The 17,313-nt window shown below is 70.9% G+C and carries 15 protein-coding genes and 1 riboswitch; of the genes, 9 read left to right on the plus strand and 6 right to left on the minus strand.

Annotated elements, in window-relative coordinates; translation table 11 throughout:
• Positions 1 to 2: 2 nt before the first annotated feature.
• Both pssA and VA596_RS05805 read left to right on the plus strand, forming a co-directional pair.
• Complete coding sequence (pssA, locus tag VA596_RS05800; protein WP_323324271.1) at positions 3 to 965, plus strand: CDP-diacylglycerol--serine O-phosphatidyltransferase; 963 nt, start codon at positions 3 to 5, stop codon at positions 963 to 965.
• A 374-nt stretch (positions 966 to 1,339) separates the two neighbouring features.
• Positions 1,340 to 3,607 carry an AAA family ATPase gene (locus VA596_RS05805; protein WP_323324272.1) on the plus strand — a complete coding sequence of 756 codons (2,268 nt, stop codon included), beginning with the start codon at positions 1,340 to 1,342 and terminating at the stop codon, positions 3,605 to 3,607.
• 51 nt (positions 3,608 to 3,658) lie between these two features.
• Here VA596_RS05805 and VA596_RS05810 read toward each other — a convergent pair whose 3' ends face one another.
• Positions 3,659 to 4,285 (minus strand): LytR C-terminal domain-containing protein, encoded by a 627-nt coding sequence (locus tag VA596_RS05810; protein WP_323324273.1) that lies wholly within the window; start codon positions 4,283 to 4,285, stop codon positions 3,659 to 3,661.
• The gene (locus VA596_RS05815) at positions 4,282 to 4,590 is read right to left on the minus strand and encodes a DUF3263 domain-containing protein (RefSeq protein ID WP_323324274.1); all 309 of its coding nucleotides are present in this window, start codon (positions 4,588 to 4,590) and stop codon (positions 4,282 to 4,284) included. Before VA596_RS05815 ends, VA596_RS05810 begins: the two co-directional genes overlap by 4 nt.
• Before the next feature lie 155 nt (positions 4,591 to 4,745).
• Between VA596_RS05815 and VA596_RS05820 the strand changes: the two genes are divergently transcribed.
• On the plus strand, positions 4,746 to 5,324 hold the full coding sequence (locus VA596_RS05820; protein ID WP_323324275.1) for a peptide deformylase: 579 nt from the start codon (positions 4,746 to 4,748) through the stop codon (positions 5,322 to 5,324).
• A gap of 24 nt (positions 5,325 to 5,348) precedes the next feature.
• On the opposite strand, the gene VA596_RS05825 is transcribed toward VA596_RS05820, so the two are convergent.
• Complete coding sequence (locus tag VA596_RS05825; RefSeq protein ID WP_323324276.1) at positions 5,349 to 7,514, minus strand: glycoside hydrolase family 15 protein; 2,166 nt, start codon at positions 7,512 to 7,514, stop codon at positions 5,349 to 5,351.
• A gap of 196 nt (positions 7,515 to 7,710) precedes the next feature.
• On the opposite strand from VA596_RS05825, the gene VA596_RS05830 reads away from it, so the two are divergent.
• The 4 genes from VA596_RS05830 to VA596_RS05845 all read left to right on the plus strand — a co-directional run bounded on the left by VA596_RS05830 (position 7,711) and on the right by VA596_RS05845 (position 11,745).
• A complete protein-coding gene (locus VA596_RS05830; protein WP_323324277.1) occupies positions 7,711 to 8,622 on the plus strand; it encodes a S1C family serine protease in 912 nt (303 codons plus the stop codon).
• 50 nt (positions 8,623 to 8,672) lie between these two features.
• Positions 8,673 to 8,797, plus strand: a riboswitch (TPP riboswitch).
• Positions 8,791 to 10,425 (plus strand): phosphomethylpyrimidine synthase ThiC, encoded by a 1,635-nt coding sequence (thiC, locus tag VA596_RS05835; protein WP_323324278.1) that lies wholly within the window; start codon positions 8,791 to 8,793, stop codon positions 10,423 to 10,425. It overlaps the preceding riboswitch by 7 nt.
• Positions 10,422 to 11,219, plus strand: coding sequence for a bifunctional hydroxymethylpyrimidine kinase/phosphomethylpyrimidine kinase (gene thiD, locus VA596_RS05840; RefSeq protein ID WP_323324279.1), 798 nt, complete (start codon positions 10,422 to 10,424; stop codon positions 11,217 to 11,219). The genes thiC and thiD (VA596_RS05840) overlap by 4 nt, the downstream gene beginning before the upstream one ends.
• Before the next feature lie 4 nt (positions 11,220 to 11,223).
• A complete protein-coding gene (locus VA596_RS05845) occupies positions 11,224 to 11,745 on the plus strand; it encodes a hypothetical protein (RefSeq protein ID WP_323324280.1) in 522 nt (173 codons plus the stop codon).
• Positions 11,746 to 11,764: 19 nt separating this feature from the next.
• Here VA596_RS05845 and VA596_RS05850 read toward each other — a convergent pair whose 3' ends face one another.
• Both VA596_RS05850 and VA596_RS05855 read right to left on the minus strand, forming a co-directional pair.
• On the minus strand, positions 11,765 to 13,276 hold the full coding sequence (locus VA596_RS05850; protein ID WP_323324281.1) for an alkaline phosphatase family protein: 1,512 nt from the start codon (positions 13,274 to 13,276) through the stop codon (positions 11,765 to 11,767).
• A 146-nt stretch (positions 13,277 to 13,422) separates the two neighbouring features.
• Entirely contained in the window at positions 13,423 to 14,433 is a 1,011-nt protein-coding gene (locus VA596_RS05855; protein ID WP_323324282.1) for a phosphatidylinositol-specific phospholipase C domain-containing protein, read from the minus strand.
• A gap of 105 nt (positions 14,434 to 14,538) precedes the next feature.
• Here VA596_RS05855 and thiD (VA596_RS05860) point away from each other — a divergent pair, with 105 nt between their 5' ends.
• Together thiD (VA596_RS05860) and VA596_RS05865 are read left to right on the plus strand one after the other, a co-directional pair.
• Positions 14,539 to 15,366: a bifunctional hydroxymethylpyrimidine kinase/phosphomethylpyrimidine kinase gene (gene thiD, locus VA596_RS05860; RefSeq protein ID WP_323324283.1), complete on the plus strand. Its 828-nt coding sequence runs from the start codon at positions 14,539 to 14,541 to the stop codon at positions 15,364 to 15,366.
• 287 nt (positions 15,367 to 15,653) lie between these two features.
• The gene (locus VA596_RS05865) at positions 15,654 to 16,460 is read left to right on the plus strand and encodes an ion transporter (protein WP_323324284.1); all 807 of its coding nucleotides are present in this window, start codon (positions 15,654 to 15,656) and stop codon (positions 16,458 to 16,460) included.
• Here the strand turns inward: VA596_RS05865 and VA596_RS05870 are convergent.
• A complete protein-coding gene (locus tag VA596_RS05870; RefSeq protein WP_323324285.1) occupies positions 16,457 to 17,296 on the minus strand; it encodes an SDR family oxidoreductase in 840 nt (279 codons plus the stop codon). The two genes, VA596_RS05865 and VA596_RS05870, sit on opposite strands and share 4 nt — an antisense overlap.
• Positions 17,297 to 17,313 lie beyond the last annotated feature (17 nt).

Genomic DNA, 17,313 nt, shown 5'->3' on the forward strand with positions numbered 1-17,313 from the left:
CCATGGTCCGCGTGACCACGACCACCCCCGGCGTCCGGCTGCTGCCGAACGCCATCACCGTGCTGGCGCTGTGCGCCGGGCTGTCGGCGGTGCAGTTCGCGCTGACGAAGAACTACTCGATGGCGATCGCCTCGATCGGCATCGCCGCGGTGCTCGACAGCCTGGACGGCCGGATCGCCCGCCTGCTCGACGCGACGTCGAAGATGGGCGCGGAGCTGGACTCGCTGTCCGACGGCATCTCGTTCGGCGTCGCGCCGGCGCTCGTCATCTACGTGTGGCAGGCGGGCGCGGACCGGATCGGCTGGGTCGCGTCGCTGATCTTCGCCGTCTGCATGATCCTGCGGCTGGCCCGGTTCAACACGCTGCTCGACGACACCGAGCAGCCGCCGTACTCCAGCGAGTTCTTCGTCGGCGTCCCGGCGCCGGCGGGTGGCCTGCTCGCGATGCTGCCGCTGGTCGCCTGGCTGCAGTGGGGCGGGGGCTGGTGGTCGTCGCAGTGGGTCGTGTGGGCGTGGACGATCGCCATCGCGGCCCTGCTGATCAGCCGGATCCCGACGCTGTCGCTGAAGACGGTCAAGGCCCCGGCGAAGGCGATCGCGCCGCTGCTGATCGGCGTCGCCCTGCTGGCGGCGGCGATCATCCAGTTCCCGCTGGTCGCGCTGATCGTCGCGATGATCCTGTACCTGGCGCACATCCCGTACTCGGTCTACCGCAGCCGCTGGCTGGCCGCGCACCCCGAGGCCTGGACGGTCCCGCCGCGCGAGCGCCGCGCGATCCGCCGGGCCCGCTCCCAGCGCCGCCTCGGCCTGCGCCCGCCGCTGCGCCGCCGCGTCGCGGGCGCCGCGATGCGCGCGGTCCGCCTCCCCCGCAACGGCGAGTACGTCCGCACCCCCCGAGGAAACGCCCAGAACGGCGACGGCCAGCGCCGCCGCTCCTGGCGCCAGATCGGCCTGCGCCGCAAGTAACCGTGTCGTCCATCCAGGCACGCGTGTCGTCCACCTGAGTACGCGTGTCGTCCTCCCAATCACGCGTGTCGACTCGCCAATCACGCGCGATGCCTCTCCAATCACGCGTGATGCCCGCTCAATCACGCGAGATGCCCCTCCGGGCACGCGAACCGACCGTCCGGGTTCGCGATCGCGCAGGATCGAGCAGGCAACACGCGTGATCGGAGGGTCGACACGCGTGTTTGAGGGGTCGACACGGGTGATTGAGGGGACGACACGCGTACCTGGCGGGACGACACGCGTACTCGGATGGACGACACGCGGTGTCGGCGGTCCGGGACATCACCCCGCTCGGCAGCCTGGGCGGGCTCCGCATCGCTAGGGTGAACGGCGTGAGCCACCCCCAGATCACGCTGACCGTCCGGCACACGCCGTCCGCGCTGGACACCCGCCGCGGCGTCGTCCGGCTGCACCCCGAGGTCCTCGACGCGCTGGGCCTGCGGGCCTGGGACGCGGTGCACCTGACCGGCGCCCGCGTCAGCGCCGCACTCGCGGCGCCCGCCGACGAGACCGGCGTGCCCGGGGTGCTGCTCACCGACGACGTCACGATGTCGAACCTCGGCGTCACCGAGGGCGCCGAGGTCGTCGTCGCCCCGGCCGAGGTGTCCGCGGCGCGGACGGTGACCGTCGCGGGGTCGCGGCTGGCCAGCACCTCGGTGAGCCCGCACATGCTGCGGCTCGCGCTGATCGGCAAGGTCCTGACCGTCGGAGACGCCGTTTCCCTGCTGCCGCAGGACCTCGCGCCGCAGCCGGGCTCGGACGCCGCCGGGCTGCGCGGCCAGCTGTCGCGGGCCATCGGCGCGACCTGGACCAACGAGCTGCTGACCGTCACCGCGACCGAGCCGGCCGGCACCGTCGCGGTTGGACCGTCCACAGTGGTCGTCTGGCGGGACGGCGCGCGGCCCGCCGCCGAGCCCGCCGCGCCGCGCACGGCGACCGCGCTCGTCCGCACCACCGCCGTCACCGCGGCCGAGGAGTGGATCGACGCCGAGATCGTCGAAGACGAAGTGGCGGTCGCGGAGGTCACCGAGCCGGCCGTGCCGGTGGCCGACCTGATCGGCGGCGAAGCGGCCGCCCGCAAGCTTTCCGAGTGGTTCGACCTGGCCTTCCACCGGCCCGAGCTGCTCGCGAAGCTGGGCGCGCCCGCCCACCTCGGGGTGCTGCTGTCCGGCCCGGAAGGCGTCGGCAAGGCGACGCTCGTGCGTTCGGTCGCCCACGCCGAGGACGTCAAGGTCGTCCCGCTGGCCGCGCCCAACCTGGCCGTGCTGGACCCGAACGTCGCGGTGGCCCGCCTGCGCGAGGCGGTCCGCGCCGCCACGGGCCCGGCCGTGCTGCTGATCACCGACGTCGACGCGCTGCTGCCCGCGACCACCCCGCCGCCGGTGGCGACGGTCGTGCTGGAGGAGCTGCGCGCGGCCCTGCGCCGCGACCGGCTCGCCGTGGTCGCGACGACGGCCCGCGCCGAGTCCGCCGACCCGCGGCTGCGGGCCGCGGACCTGCTGGACCGTGAGCTGGGCCTGGCACTTCCGGACGCGAAAATCCGCCGTGAGCTGCTGAACGTCCTGCTGCGTGACGTCCCGCTCGAGCCGGGCATCGACTGCGGCGCGCTCGCCGAGCGGACGCCGGGGTTCGTCGCGGCGGACCTGATCGCGCTGCGGCGGGACGCGGCCCTGCGGGCGGCGCTGCGCCAGCGTGACGAGGACGAGCCGCGCGTCTCGCAGCAGGACCTCGAGGCGGCGCTGACCACCGTCCGGCCGGTGTCGCTGTCCACTTCGGACAACCTGGCCACCGGCGGGCTGACCCTGGACGACGTCGGCAACATGGTCGACGTCAAGCAGTCCCTCACCGAGACGGTGCTGTGGCCGCTGCGGTACCCGGACTCGTTCGCCCGGCTCGGCGTCGCACCGCCGCGCGGGGTGCTGCTCTACGGGCCGCCCGGTGGCGGCAAGACGTTCCTGGTGCGGGCGCTGGCCGGCACCGGCGCGCTCAACGTGTTCGCGGTCAAGGGCGCCGAGCTGATGGACAAGTGGGTCGGCGAGTCGGAGCGTGCGGTGCGGGAGCTGTTCCGCCGCGCCGCCGAGGCCGCGCCGTCGCTGATCTTCCTCGACGAGATCGACGCGCTGGCCCCGCGCCGCGGCCAGTCGTCCGACTCCGGCGTCGCCGACCGCGTGGTCGCGGCGCTGCTGACCGAATTGGACGGTGTCGAGCCGATGCGCGAGGTCGTCGTGCTCGGCGCGACGAACCGGCCCGAGCTGGTCGACCCGGCGCTGCTGCGGCCCGGACGGCTGGAGCGCCGCGTCTACGTGCCGCCGCCGGACGCCGAGGCCCGCACCGCGATCCTGCTGGCGACCTCGAAGAACACCCCGCTGGCATCCGATGTGGACCTGGCCGCGGTGGCGTCCACTCTGGACGGTTACTCGGCGGCCGACTGCGCGGCCCTGATCCGCGAAGCGGCGTTGACGGCGATGCGCGAGTCGCTGGAGGCCCACGAGGTCACGGCGGCCCACCTCGAGACGGCCCGTACGAAGGTCCGGCCGAGCCTGGACCCGGCCCAGCTCGCGGCCCTGGAGGCCTACGCCCACGTGCAGACCGGCGACTGAAACGCGCGAAGGGGCGCCACCCGCGGGTGGCGCCCCTTCGGCAAAAGCTCGTCAGCTGCCCTTGTGGCCGGACTCGTAGTTGTTCGTCACGATGACGATCACGCCCGGGCTCGCGTCCTGTATTCCCTGGAAGCGGGGCTCGGCCTTGAAGCCGAACTCCTGCGCCAGCTGCTTGGCCGCGGCCTCCTCGTCGGTGCCCGGCCGGTAGTAGGCCGTGGTCGCCGGGATGATGCCCTGCGAGTAGTTGCTGACCTCGGTGACGTTCCAGCCCGAGCCGGCGAAGTCGTCCTTCGCCCGCGCCGCGAGGCCCTTGATCGTCGAGTTGTTGAACACCCGGACGGTGACCCACTTGTTGGACGTCTGCTGGTCACCGGGCTGACCCGGCTGCCCCGACGTCGGCTGGCCGGGGGTCGGCTGGCCGGACGACGGCGGCGTGGGCGACGTCGGACCGGCCGTGCTCGACGTCGGCGGTGTCGAAGAGGAGGGGGGCGACGTCGGCGACGTGCCGCCCGGCGGCGTGCCGGGCTGGGTGCTGGGCGTCCCGCTCGGCCCGGCTTCGTTCGACCCGCCACCACTCAACGCGGAGATCCCGCCGATGACGGCGGCGATGATCGCGACGCCGATCAGCGCGACGCCCGCGGCCTTCATCGGCCGGGACATTCCCGAAAACACGCTCATTTCAGCTCGATCCCCAGTCGCCGTGCGCCACGTTTGCGTTGCCGGGCGGCGCGCGTCTTGCGCAGCCGCTTCACCAGCATCGGGTCGGCTTCGATCGCCTCCGGCTTCTCCAGCAGCTTGTTCAGCAGCTGGTAGTAGCGCGTGGTGGAGACTTCGAAGCGCTCGCGGATGGCGTTCTCCTTCGCCCCGGCGTGTCGCCACCACTGACGCTCGAAGGCGAGGATCTCGACCTCGCGTTCGGTCAGGCCGGGCACGGGCTTCGGCGGCGACGGCTGCGGCTCAGCCATCGACTCCGCGGCGTCCATCCGAGTCCCTCTCAATCGGGCGACATGGCGATCATGACCTAGCTCTTCCGCGGGCGTCATTCAACCACGGATCCGCACGCCGACGTGGGCATCGACACCGGCGCGTCACGGTCTGATGCAGGTCTACCAGAAGGGTCCGACTAAACTGCCCGCTCGTGACCGTCCACGCCATCCGGATCGCCGGCGACCCCGTGCTGCACAACCCGACTCGGGAGATCACCGAGTTCGACGAGCAGCTGCGCACCCTCACCGACGACATGTTCGAGACGATGTACGCCGCCGAGGGGGTCGGCCTGGCCGCCAACCAGATCGGCCTCGACCTGCGGGTGTTCGTCTACGACTGCCCGGACGACGAGGGCGTCCGCCACAAGGGCGTCGTCGTCAACCCGAAGCTCGAGACGTCGGAGATCCCGGAGACCATGCCGGACCCGGACGACGACTGGGAGGGCTGCCTCTCGGCGCCCGGCGAGTCGTACCCGACCGGCCGCGCGTCGTGGGCGAAGGTGACCGGCTCCGACATCGAAGGCAACCCGATCGAGGTCGAGGGCACCGGCTACTTCGCGCGCTGCCTGCAGCACGAGACCGACCACCTCGACGGCTACATCTACCTCGACCGGCTCGTCGGGCGCCACGCCCGCGCCGCGAAGAAGATGCTGAAGTCCAACAAGTGGGGCGTTCCCGGCCTCTCGTGGCTCCCGCCGCGCACCCCGGAGGACGACGGCGCCGTCATCTGACGACGACCGCCGTCCCCCGGAGGCTCAGCAGCCGAGGAAGTGGCAGCGGACCACCTTCGGCGTCTCCAGGGTCGAGCCCGCCTCGACGTCCCAGGCCAGGCGGACGTACTGCGCGTGCGTCCAGGCCAGCGGCGTCGCCGAGGTGTTCGGGGTGCCGGCCGGGAAACCCGTCTGGCCCGACGGCGGGTTCTCGTCCCACACCTGCTCCGGCATGGTCTCCGCCGAGCTGCTCACCCGGCCGAGGTCACGCAGCCGCCGCGCGGCCGCCCCGGGCTGGCCGAGCGTCAGTTCGTACTCGCCGCCCTCGCCGGCCAGCAGCGGCCACAGCCGGCCGAACGTCGTGCGGCTCTCGGCCGGGAACGTGTAGTCCCACGGCGAACCGTCGGCCTGCTCGCCGTAGCCGTCCTTCGTGTAGCGGTGCCAGAACTGGCCGGTCGGCGTGGTGAACGAGATCTCCTTGTCCGTGACGCGAACGCTGTTCACGATCACCGGGTCGTCGGCGCGGTAGACGCCGAGGCGCACCAGGTCGAGGAAGCCCGCATCGGTGACCGCACGCTGGTCCATCGTCACGCTGGAGTTGCCGAGGTTGTACGTCGTCCCGGCGTTCGCGTTGCCGTCCTTGGTCAGCCGGACGAAGTACGGGTCCTTCGACAGCGGCCCGTTCGTGGTGATCGTCTGCTTGGGCAGGTCGGCCTTGAACTTGTCGGCCGCGGCGAGGTACCGAGCGGCATCCGCCGCCGCGCCGTTGTGCGAGGCGATGTCCGCCGCGCAGACGAGCCCGGCGATCACCGACGCGATCGTCGACGGGGACCAGCCGTCCTGCTCCTCCCAGCGCTCCTGCTGGGTCCACGGCGACGCCTGACCATCAGGACCCTTGTAGGACAACAGGAAGTCGGCCGCCTTGCGCACGCCGGGCCAGACGTCGGTGCGCCCGAGCTGCTGGGCCAGCACGATCGGGAAAGCGGTTTCGTCGAGCTGGACGGACGTCCAGTACGGCACGCCGTCGACCCGGCTGTTCTGCGGCATGTGCCCGTCGGCCTGCTGCTGCGTGCCGAACATGTACGTCACCGCGCGGCTCGCGGCCGCCGTGTCGCCACCGGCGGCGAGGCCGGTCGCGATCTGGTAGAGGTCACGCGGCCAGACCAGGTGGTAGGTGCCGGAGGGCGACCACTCCGGGTCGTTGTTCCCGAACCGCCACGGCATGCTCGGCGACGCGATGAACGCGCCCGGGTGGTGCTTGTCCTCACTCGCGGCCAGCGTCAGCATCGACGCCTTGTAGAGGTCGCGCTCGCTGTCGGTCTTCAGCGACGACGGCGGTTTGCTCACCCCGCGCAGGTACTGCTCCCAGCCGCGGTCGTACGAGCGGGTGATGTCACCGAAACCGCGCCGCTGCGACGCCTGTGCGTTGCCGAGCGCGTCGGCCGCCTTCGCGCCCATGCCGAGCGCGAGGGTGACGTGCCGGCTGCGCACGCCGTCGGCCGCGGTCTGCCCGGTGAGCAGGACGTTCCCCTTCGCGGCGGTGTCGTACGTCGCGAGCTTGAACGTCTTCGTGAGCTGGGTGTTGCCGTCGGACACCCCGGCGAAGCCGACGCTGGTCTTCGTGAAGCCGGGCTTCGCGGTCAACGCGGCGGCGTTGGTGGCGTCCGACGCGGTGAGCGCGTCACCCCTGCGGGCGGCCGAGTCGTCGGAGCCGTCGTTGGTCAGGTCCGGGTCGGCGACGGCGTAGAGCTGGTACGGCCGCCCGGTCAGCGACTGGAAGTCGACGTCCACCAGCACGGTCGTCGCGGCCGGGTCGGTGACGTAGGTCTTGCGCAGCCGCCAGCGGTGCTGGTCGTCGGTGACGGTCTGCTCGTAGGTCAGGCTGTCGTCGTCGGTGCGCCGGACCTGCTGCGACTTCTCGGCGTAGTCGAGGTCGGCGAAGCTGCGCCCGTCGGTGACGACGAAGTTCATCGAGCGGACGCTCGGCGTGGACAGGTCCGGGTAGTAGACCTCGGACAGCTGCCCGCCCTGGAGCGTGAACCAGACGTTGCTGCCGCGGTCGTGAGCGGTACCGAAGCCGGTCTTGTTCGCGGGCAGCCAGCTGGGATGGGCACCGGGCGCGCCGGGAGCCGTACCCTGTGCCGCCGCGGTCGCCGGTATCAGCCCGGTGACCAGCAGCCCGGCAAGGGCCGAGACCATGAGTTTGCGCATATCAACCCCACAGTGATGTCACTTCTGCACCGTTACGGAAGCGACAGGCAGTGTCTCGCCGATCCTTCACCGGCGCATGGTCCGAATCGGTGAACCACTGACCGTCACTGGTCCGGGGTTCTCGACCAGCGAACGGACTTCTCGCGGTGACCGGCGCACACTTGAAGTACCTGCAACGGTGTAATCGAGGTACTTCATGGACGAGGCGATGGACGCCTACTCGCGCTCGGTCAGCACGGTCGCCAAGACCGTCACCCCGCACGTCGCCGGGGTTCAGCTCGGGCGTGGCAGCGGCTCCGCGGTCGTCTTCGCCGACGACGGCTACCTGCTGACCAACGCGCACGTCGTCGACGGCGAACGACAAGGCGTCGCGACCTTCGCCGACGGCAGCGAAGCACGCTTCGACGTCGTCGGGGCCGATCCGCTGTCGGACCTCGCCGTGCTGCGGGCGCGGGACGAGACGCCGTCCGCCGCCGTGCTCGGGGACGCCGACAACCTGGTCGTCGGGCAGCTCGTCGTCGCGATCGGCAGCCCGCTCGGCTTCTCCGGCTCGGTCACCGCGGGGGTCGTCAGCGCGCTCGGCCGGGCACTGCCGGTGCGCCACGGCCGCGCCGGCCGGGTGATCGAGGACGTCATCCAGACCGACGCCGCGCTCAACCCCGGCAACTCCGGCGGCGCGCTCGCCGACTCCGCCGGCCGCGTCGTCGGGGTCAACACCGCGGTCGCCGGCGTCGGGCTCGGGCTCGCCGTGCCGATCAACTCGACGACGCGCCGGATCATCAACACGCTCGTCGTCGAAGGGCGGGTGCGGCGCGCGTACCTCGGCGTGGTCGGCGTGCCCGCGCCGCTGCCCGACGACATCGCCGAGCGGACCGGGCAGGAGGCCGGGCTGCGGGTGCGCGAAGTCGTCTCCGGCGGGCCCGCCGAGCGCGCCGGGCTGCGGGCGGGCGACCTCGTGCTGACCGTCGGCCGCACCCGCGTCTCGGACGCGCAGGGCATCCAGCGGCAGCTGTTCGCCGAAGTGATCGGCACCCCGCTGCCGATCACCGTGCTGCGCAACGGAGCCATGGTCGACGTCTACGCCACACCCGCCGAACTGGTCGGGTGAGGTGAGCGGACTTGAGTCTGGCGCCCCGGCGTGGCATGGTCGGTGGCACAACACCACAACGCGGGAGCTCGCGCCATGGCGGGCTGAGAGGGTGACTGGGGATCTGTCCCGGGTGTCACCGACCGCATGAACCTGACCGGGTAATGCCGGCGTAGGGAGTGAAAGTCGTTGACCACGCTTGAAAACAAGCACGTCTCCGTCACCACGGGTCCGATCACCGGTTCGCACAAGGTCTATCACCAGACGGAATCCGGGCTTCGCGTTCCGGCCCGCCGGATCGACCTCTCGAACGGTGAACACTTCGACGTCTACGACACTTCGGGCCCGTACACGGATCCGGACGCCACCATCGACGTCTACAGTGGACTCCACCGGCTGCGGGCCGGCTGGTCCGACGGCCGGGAGCACAACACGCAGCTCGGCTGGGCCAAAAAAGGCGTTGTCACCAGGGAAATGGAGTACATCGCGGCCCGCGAGCGCGTCGAACCGGAGTTCGTGCGCGCGGAGGTCGCGAGCGGCCGCGCAGTGATCCCGGTCAACCGGCGGCACCCCGAGTCCGAGCCGATGATCATCGGCAAGAACTTCCTGGTGAAGATCAACGCCAACATGGGGAACTCGGCCGTCTGGTCGTCGGTCGAGGAAGAGGTCGACAAGATGGTGTGGGCCACCCGCTGGGGCGCCGACACCATCATGGACCTCTCCACCGGCAAGCGGATCCACGAGACGCGTGAGTGGATCATCCGCAACTCGCCGGTGCCGGTCGGCACCGTGCCGATCTACCAGGCGCTCGAAAAGGTCGACGGGGAACCGGAAAAGCTGTCGTGGGAGGTCTACCGCGACACCATCGTCGAGCAGTGCGAACAGGGTGTCGACTACGTCACCGTGCACGCCGGCGTGCTGCTGCGCTACATCCCGCTGACCGCGCGGCGCGTCACCGGCATCGTCAGCCGCGGCGGCTCGATCATGGCCGCGTGGTGCCTCGCGCACCATCAGGAGTCCTTTTTGTACACGCACTTCGAGGAACTCTGCGAGCTGCTGCGCCAGTACGACGTCACGTTCTCCCTGGGCGACGGCCTGCGCCCCGGTTCGATCGCCGATGCCAACGACCGCGCGCAGTTCGCCGAACTGGAGACCCTCGGTGAGCTGACCCACATCGCGCGCTCGCACGACGTCCAGGTGATGATCGAGGGCCCCGGCCACGTGCCGATGCACAAGATCAAGGAGAACGTCGAGCTCGAAGAACGGCTCTGCGGCGAGGCGCCGTTCTACACCCTCGGTCCACTCACGACGGACATCGCGCCGGCCTACGACCACATCACCTCGGCCATCGGCGCGGCGCAGATCGGCTGGTACGGCACGGCGATGCTGTGTTACGTCACGCCGAAGGAGCACCTCGGCCTGCCGAACCGCGACGACGTCAAGACCGGCGTGATCACCTACAAGATCGCGGCGCACGCCGCCGACCTGGCCAAGGGGCACCAGTACGCGCAGGAGTGGGACGACGAGCTGTCGAAGGCCCGCTTCGAGTTCCGCTGGAACGACCAGTTCAACCTGTCGCTCGACCCGGACACGGCGCGTGCGTTCCACGACGAGACGCTGCCCGCCGAGCCGGCCAAGACCGCGCACTTCTGCTCGATGTGCGGCCCGAAGTTCTGCTCGATGCGGATCACGCAGGACGTCCGCAAGTACGCTGAGGAACACGGTCTGTCCACTGTGGAGGCCATCGAGGCCGGCATGGCTTCGAAGTCGGCGGAGTTCACCGAATCCGGCAGCAAAGTCTACCTGCCCGTGGTCCAGCCGTGACTCCGCCCACCGCCCTCACCATCGCCGGATCCGACTCCGGCGGTGGTGCGGGCATCCAGGCGGACCTGCGCACGTTCTTCGCCCACGGCGTGCACGGGCTGGTCGCGCTGACGGCCGTCACCGTGCAGAACTCCTTGGGCGTCCAGGGTTTCACCGAGATCCCGGCCGACGTCGTGGCCGCGCAGATCAAGGCGGTGGCGTCGGACATGGGCGTCGACGCGGCCAAGACGGGGATGCTGGCCACGGCGGAGATCATCCGCGCGGTGGCCAAGACCCTCGACGAGGTCGGCGGCGACATCCCGCTGGTGGTCGACCCGGTGGCGGCGTCGATGACGGGCCACGCCCTGCTGCGCGAGGACGCCCTGGAGGCGATCCGCACGGAGCTGTTCCCCCGCGCGACGCTGATCACCCCGAACCTCGACGAGGTCCGCCTGCTGACGGGCATCTCGGTGACGTCCCCTGCTTCCCAACGCGAAGCGGCGGAAGCGTTGCTGGCCTTCGGATCCCGGTGGGTCCTGGTCAAGGGCGGCCACATGGAGGGCAGCACCTGCGTGGACCTCCTGACGGACGGCGACGCGGTCATCTCACTCAGCGGCCCCCGCTACGACACGGAGAACACCCACGGCGGGGGCGACACGATGGCCTCGGCAATCACGGCCTCACTGGCGAAGGGCGCTTCGGTACCGGACGCGGTGGCGGCGGGCAAGAAGTTCATCGAGCGCTGCGTTGCGGAGTCCTATCCGCTCGGCGCGGGAGTCGGCCCGGTGTCGCCGTTCTGGGTGCTGACAGACTGAGCGGGTGAGGGAACCCGAAGAGCTGTGGGCGGCCCTGCCCGGCGAGCTGCGCACCGAGATCGACAACCTGCTCGCCGAGGGCCACACCCTGCACGCGATCCTGGCGCTGCGCGAGAAATCGGGCCTCACGCCGGCGCCCGGCATCACCGAAGGCCAGGGCCTGGTCGGCTTCCGCAACGGTGACCTGCACGAACGCGGGCTGCTGAAGCCGCCGCCGGAGGTCACGGTGGCCGGGATGCTGGCCGCCGTCGCCGAACAGAACCTGAGCCCGCTCGCGGTCGAGATCATCTGGGACGGCGACTCGCGGGGCTGGATCCCCACGCTGTGCGTCGTCGTGGCGCGTCCGGAGCACGAACTGGTCCCGCTGGGCATGTTCCCGCCCTACGTCGGCCGCACGCAGCCGACCGAAGAGGCGTCGGAGAAGGGCCAAGCTCTGGCGGCCGCACTGGGCGTCCCGTTCTACTTCCCGCTGCGCGACCGGCCCGACATCGACCAGCCGCACTGGTGGGACCGGCCCGGCGCGTGAGCCGGCCCCACCCGTGCGCTCAGCGGGCCGCCAGGTGCGGTGCGTCGACCGCCCAGTACCAGTTGTTGCCCGCCGCATAAAGGCGCCACGTGAACCGCGCCGAACGAGCGCCCGCCGGGACCGCCACGGAGGCCGTTGTCGGCTGGGACAGGACGTCGCCGCCTCGGTTCGCGGACGAGGATTCCGGGCCGTAGGCCAGGATCGGCTTCTCCGCGCCACCGTCGAAGGACACCGTCAGCGCGCCGCGCTGGGTGCCGTCCTGGCGGTAGTGCGAGACGAACCCGATGTCCACAGTGGACTTATCGGAGACCGTGAGCGCGGGCGAAACCAGGGAAGAATCGAAAGTGCCCTTCGAGGACGGCGAACCCTTGTCGTCCCACTCGTCCGGGTCCGCCACCGCGAACACCCCCCGGGACCGCACGTTCGCCTCCCGCTCCTGCCCGGGCGCGGTGCGCGTCCAGAAGTCGTCGTTCGTGAACGCCCAGCCCTGCCACTCCGTCACACCCGCGGGCATGGCCGAAGCGTTCCGGACCGTCCAGCCCGACGGTGCGTCGTGCGTCCAGCCCGGCACCGAAGCCGGGACGCCGGTTTCGTCCACACGCGACTTCAGCACCGCCGAATCGAACGGGTCCACCGGCACCGCACCCAACGCGTAGCCGTCCAGGGAAAGCGCGATTCCCAAGTGCCGCAACGCCGTCGGCGCGATGTCGACGATCTTCGGCGCCACCGCGGGTGTTCCGGCCGGTACCGCGCCGCCGGCCGCGACGACGAACGTCATGCGCTCCTCGGGGCTGTCACCGCCGTGGCCGCCCGGACCGGTGTGGCCGTGGTCGGTGGTCAGCATGATCAGCCAGTCTTCGGACGCGTAGGTCGGCCGCGCGCTGATCGCCGTCAACAGCCGGCCAATGTACGCGTCGTCCGAGCGCAGGGTCGCGGCGTACTCCGGCGAATCCGCGCCGTGGGCGTGACCGGCCTCGTCCGTCTCTCCGAAGTAGACGAACGACGCGTCGGCCTTGTCCTGCTTCAGGTGCTTCTCGGCGTCCGCGGCGAGCTGCGGGTCGGTGTTCTCGTAGCCGGCGGAATCGCCGTCCAGGACGTACTTGCGGTCCTGGCCGGTCCGCAGGATCCGGTCCCCGATCGGCTTCCAGTCGACGGCGGCGTAGGTGTCGAGCGCCGGGTTCGCCGTCTCGGCCCGCGCGAGCCAGCTCGGGTAGGCGGCCAGGTTGTTGCCGGTGAACGCGTTGTCCTTGACCAGGTGCTTGTCGGGCCAGACGCCGGTGAGGATCGACGACCAGCCGGGGCCGCTGAGCGTCGGCGCCATCCCGCTGCCGTAGAGCGAGCTGCGCGACGAGTACCCGCGCTGGACGAGCGCGTGCACGTTCGGCGTGTCGGCGGCGAGGAGCTTGTCGAACCGCGTGCCGTCGAGCCCGATCACCAGCACCTTGGGCGTTTTGGCCGCCCCTTCGGCGACGCCGGTCGTCAGCCCCGCGGCCGCGACCAACGCTGTGACCAGGCAGAACAGTCTCCGCATGAACCCTCCAGGAAATTGGTTCGGATGAGTTACCCGGAGGTTAGGGAGCCACGGAGGCGACGAGGTGAACGCCCGGCGAAACCCGGTGAGCCATCAGCGGGCCGCGGCGGGCCGGCCTCGAGCTGATCGAGGCCGGCCCCGTGGATTCAGCCCCTGGTGAGCACCTGGGGCAGCACCGTCGTGAGCCCGGTCCAGTCGGACGTGATCACCGACGCGTGCTGCTTCGCCAGGTCCGCGACGCGCTGGTTGGCCTGGTCGACCGTCGGGTTGTGGGCGTCGATGGCCGGCGCGACGTTCTGGCCGTCGGTCATCACGACGTAGTAGTGGTTGGCGTCGTACCACCACGGGCCGGTCTGGGTGACCCACGCGCTGGCGTCACCGTCGAAGACCACGAACCACGGCTTGAGGTCGGCGGTGTACTTGTCCCGCGGGTCACCGCCGACGGCACCGTGGACGGTCGGGAAGATGTAGGCGTCCCCGACCCGGCCGGCGTTCTTGAGCCCGACCAGGTACCGCGCGTACTCGACGTCGGTCTTCAGTGTGTCGGTCGGGTTCTGCTCCTCCACCGTGCCCGGGATGATCTCGGTGATCACGCGGCCCCGCAGCGCGTCCACGGACGGCCAGTTGTCCGCCTTGGCCGCGTCGTCGAGCGTGCCGTAGCTGCCGAGCAGCTCACCCGGGCGGAACGCGACACTGCCCAGGTGCGAGCGGAACGTCGCATCCAGCTCGTCGGGGCCCATGCCGGTGTTGTCCGAGAAGCCGGTCTTCATCTCCAGCTTGAGCGTGAGCGGCGTGTGGCCCGGGTGGGCGGCGAGCCAGATCCGGATGTCGTCGAGGCAGTACTCCAGGTTCTTGTTCTTCCCGCCGGTGTACAGCTGCGACGCCGACGTCGCCGCGACGCAGTTGTTGTTGTTCCCCAACGGGTTCGAGTGGCTGACCTTCCACTCGTGGGTGATGAAGTCCGGCCAGACGTCCAGCTCGATGAGCGACGAGCCGGCGTCGAGCGCCCTGGCCAGGTAGTCGTAGGCCGCCGGGTCGTACGTGTTGTGCACGCCGACGGTCGTGACGTGGGAGAGCTTCGGGCTGTCCGCATGGGCCGCCGTCGCCCCGGAGAGCACGAGCGCCGCCGTGAGGACTGCCACCGAGAAGAGCTTCATCCAGGCTCCTTCGAACGTGAGTAATGTTCACAATGTCTCACCGTGGTTGACTGCTCATGAAGGAAAAGCGGCCGGTTGGCCTAGACCAGAAGTCGGGAAACCACCATGACCACGAGCCCGCCCACTGCGTTGACCATCGCCGGATCGGACTCCGGCGGCGCCGCCGGTCTGCAGGCGGACCTGCGCACGTTCCTCACCTGCGGGGTCCACGGCCTGGTCGCCGTCACCGCCGTCACGGTGCAGAACACCCTGGGCGTGCACGACCGCGCGGACCTGCCGCCGCACATCGTGGCCGGGCAGATCGAGGCCGTCGCGGCGGACATGGGGGTCGGCGCGGCCAAGACGGGCATGCTGGCGTCCGCGGAGATCATCAACGCCGTCGCGGCGGCGTGCGACAAGGCGGAGATCGGCCGCGACGAGAAGATCCCGTTCGTCGTCGACCCGGTGGCGGCGTCCATGCACGGCCACCCGCTGTTCGACGACGCCGGCCTGCACGCCCTGCGCGACGAGCTCCTGCCGCGCGCCACGGTGCTGACGCCGAACCTCGACGAGGTCCGCCTGCTGACCGGGATGACGGTGAAGGACCGCGAAGGCATGCACACCGCCGCGGTGGTGCTGCACCGGATGGGCCCGCGCTACGTCCTCGTGAAGAGCGGCCACCTGCAGTCCGACCCGGAGTGCGTCGACCTGCTCTTCGACGGCTCGACGTTCGTGGAGCTACCCGGTGAGCGCTACCCGACCCAGCACACGCACGGCGCGGGCGACACGATGGCGTCGGCGCTGACGGCGGGCCTGGCGAAGGGCATGTCAGTGGTCGAGGCGGCCCGCTACGGCAAGTGGTTCGTGTCCCACGCGGTCGAGCACGCGTACCCGATGGGCGCCAAGGTCGGCCCGGTCTCGGCCTTCTGGCGCCTGGCACCCGAGGAGCGCTGAGTACCAGCACGACCTTGCGGCGGCCGCGCCCGAAGACCCGCAGGTCGCCGAGCACCCGTCTCGTCCTTGCGGCGGCCGTCCTCGAAGACCCGCAGGTCGCCGCCAGTCGCGCAGGAATCCTCCGCCGTGGCGACCGAATCAGGCTGCCCGGAAGCCGGCCCGCGAGGAACGCCGAGGCCCACCCTCTCGCACCCAGCCCGCGCGCCGCGAACGCCTGAGGAGCGCTGAGTACCCGCCCGGCTACCCTTTCCTCGTTTACTGATCCTTGACCACAACGGGGGACGGCCTTGACCGGGCGCGAGCGGGTGGCGAAGGTCCTCGAGGACCGCCGCTTCCAGAACTTCATCATCGCCGTGATCGTGTTCAACGCGGTCACCCTCGGGATGGAGACGTCGACGTCGCTGATCGACGGTTACGGCGGCCTCCTGCACATCCTCGACCACATCGCGCTCGGCATCTTCGTCGCCGAGCTGCTGGCGAAGTTCTACGCCTACCGCGGCGGGTTCTTCCGCGACAACTGGAACGTCTTCGACCTGCTGGTCGTCGGCATCGCGGTGATCCCGGCGACCGGGCCGTTCGCCGTGCTGCGGTCGCTGCGCGTGCTCCGGGTGCTGCGGCTGATCTCCGTCGTCCCGTCGATGCGGAAGGTCGTCTCCGGGCTGCTCGCGGCGATCCCCGGCATGGCCTCGATCGCCGCGCTGCTCGCGCTGATCATCTTCGTCGCGGGCGTGATGGCGACCAAGCTGTTCGGCGTCATCTCGCCCGAGAACTTCGGTGACCTCGGGACGTCGCTGTTCACGCTCTTCCAGGTGATGACCGGCGAAGCGTGGCCGGACATCGCGAAGGAGATCATGGTCCAGGCGCCGATGGCGTGGATCTTCTTCGTCGTCTACATCCTGGTGTCCAGCTTCGCGGTGCTGAACCTCTTCATCGCCGTCGTCGTCAGCGGTATGGAGGACGAGCTGCGGCAGGACATCCGCGAGGAAGAGGCCAAGCAGGCCGCGACGCAGGCCGAGGCCAACCGCGAGATCCTCGAAGAGCTCCGCGCCGTACGCGCGGAGCTCGCCGAGCTGCGGCGTGAGCGGGCCGCTTAACGGAACGCGGCGATGTTCTCCGCGGCCCAGTCGGCGAAGGAACGCGGGGGACGGCCGAGCACCCGCTCGACGTCCGGGCTGACCCGCAGCTCGGCCGGGCTCGGCGAGCCGAGGATGTCCAAGGTGTCGTCGGCGAGCTCGCCCGGCATGCTCTGGGTCATGCCGGCCTTGGCCTCGGCGCGGGTCAGCTCCTGGAATCGCACCGGCGAGCCCAGCGCGTCGGCGATGGCGGCCGCCTGCCCGCGCGGGGTGATCACCGCCGGCCCGGTCAGCTCGTAGATCTCGCCGGTGTGCCGGTCGTCCAGCAGGCAGGCCGCGGCGACCTCGCCGATGTCCGCCGGGTCGATCACCGGCACCCCGGTGTCCCCGAAGGGCGCGGCGACGACGTGCTGGGTGCGGACGGACTCGGCCCACCACAGGGCGTTGGAGGCGAACCCACCCGGCCGCAGGATGCTCCAGTCCACATCGGACTCGCGCAGCACGTCCTCCAGGGCGCGCATCGCCACCCGCGTCGTGCCGAACGGCCGGGTCGCCACGCCCAGCGTCGACAGCAGGACGACCTTGCGGACCCCACTGGCGACCGCCGTGCGGACGATGTCGGCCGGGTCGGCGCCGACGGCGTGCAGGTCGCCGGACAGCAGCAGGAACAACGCCTTCGCCCCGGCGAGCGCCGGCTCCAGCCCGGCGGGCTCGGCCAGGTCGGCCACCACGTGGCGGACGCCGTCCGGGACCGCCGCGGCGTGCCGCGACACCGCCGTCACCTGCTGCCCCGCCTCGGCCAGCGCCTGTGTCAACGGCCGGCCCACGTTCCCGGTAGCCCCGGTCACCACGATCATGCTCTGCTCCTTCGTCC

Origin of the sequence: Amycolatopsis heterodermiae, from assembly GCF_034929455.1 — a bacterium.
Classification (GTDB): domain Bacteria; phylum Actinomycetota; class Actinomycetes; order Mycobacteriales; family Pseudonocardiaceae; genus Amycolatopsis; species Amycolatopsis heterodermiae.

Coding starts and splice junctions, on each gene's coding strand:
- pssA (WP_323324271.1), top strand. CDS start 3: ATGGTCCGCGTGACCACGACCACCCCCGGCGTCCGGCTGCTGCCGAAC.
- VA596_RS05810 (WP_323324273.1), bottom strand. CDS start 4,285: ATGAGCGTGTTTTCGGGAATGTCCCGGCCGATGAAGGCCGCGGGCGTC.
- VA596_RS05815 (WP_323324274.1), bottom strand. CDS start 4,590: ATGGACGCCGCGGAGTCGATGGCTGAGCCGCAGCCGTCGCCGCCGAAG.
- VA596_RS05825 (WP_323324276.1), bottom strand. CDS start 7,514: ATGCGCAAACTCATGGTCTCGGCCCTTGCCGGGCTGCTGGTCACCGGG.
- VA596_RS05830 (WP_323324277.1), top strand. CDS start 7,711: ATGGACGAGGCGATGGACGCCTACTCGCGCTCGGTCAGCACGGTCGCC.
- VA596_RS05850 (WP_323324281.1), bottom strand. CDS start 13,276: ATGCGGAGACTGTTCTGCCTGGTCACAGCGTTGGTCGCGGCCGCGGGG.
- VA596_RS05855 (WP_323324282.1), bottom strand. CDS start 14,433: ATGAAGCTCTTCTCGGTGGCAGTCCTCACGGCGGCGCTCGTGCTCTCC.
- thiD (WP_323324283.1), top strand. CDS start 14,539: ATGACCACGAGCCCGCCCACTGCGTTGACCATCGCCGGATCGGACTCC.
- VA596_RS05870 (WP_323324285.1), bottom strand. CDS start 17,296: ATGATCGTGGTGACCGGGGCTACCGGGAACGTGGGCCGGCCGTTGACA.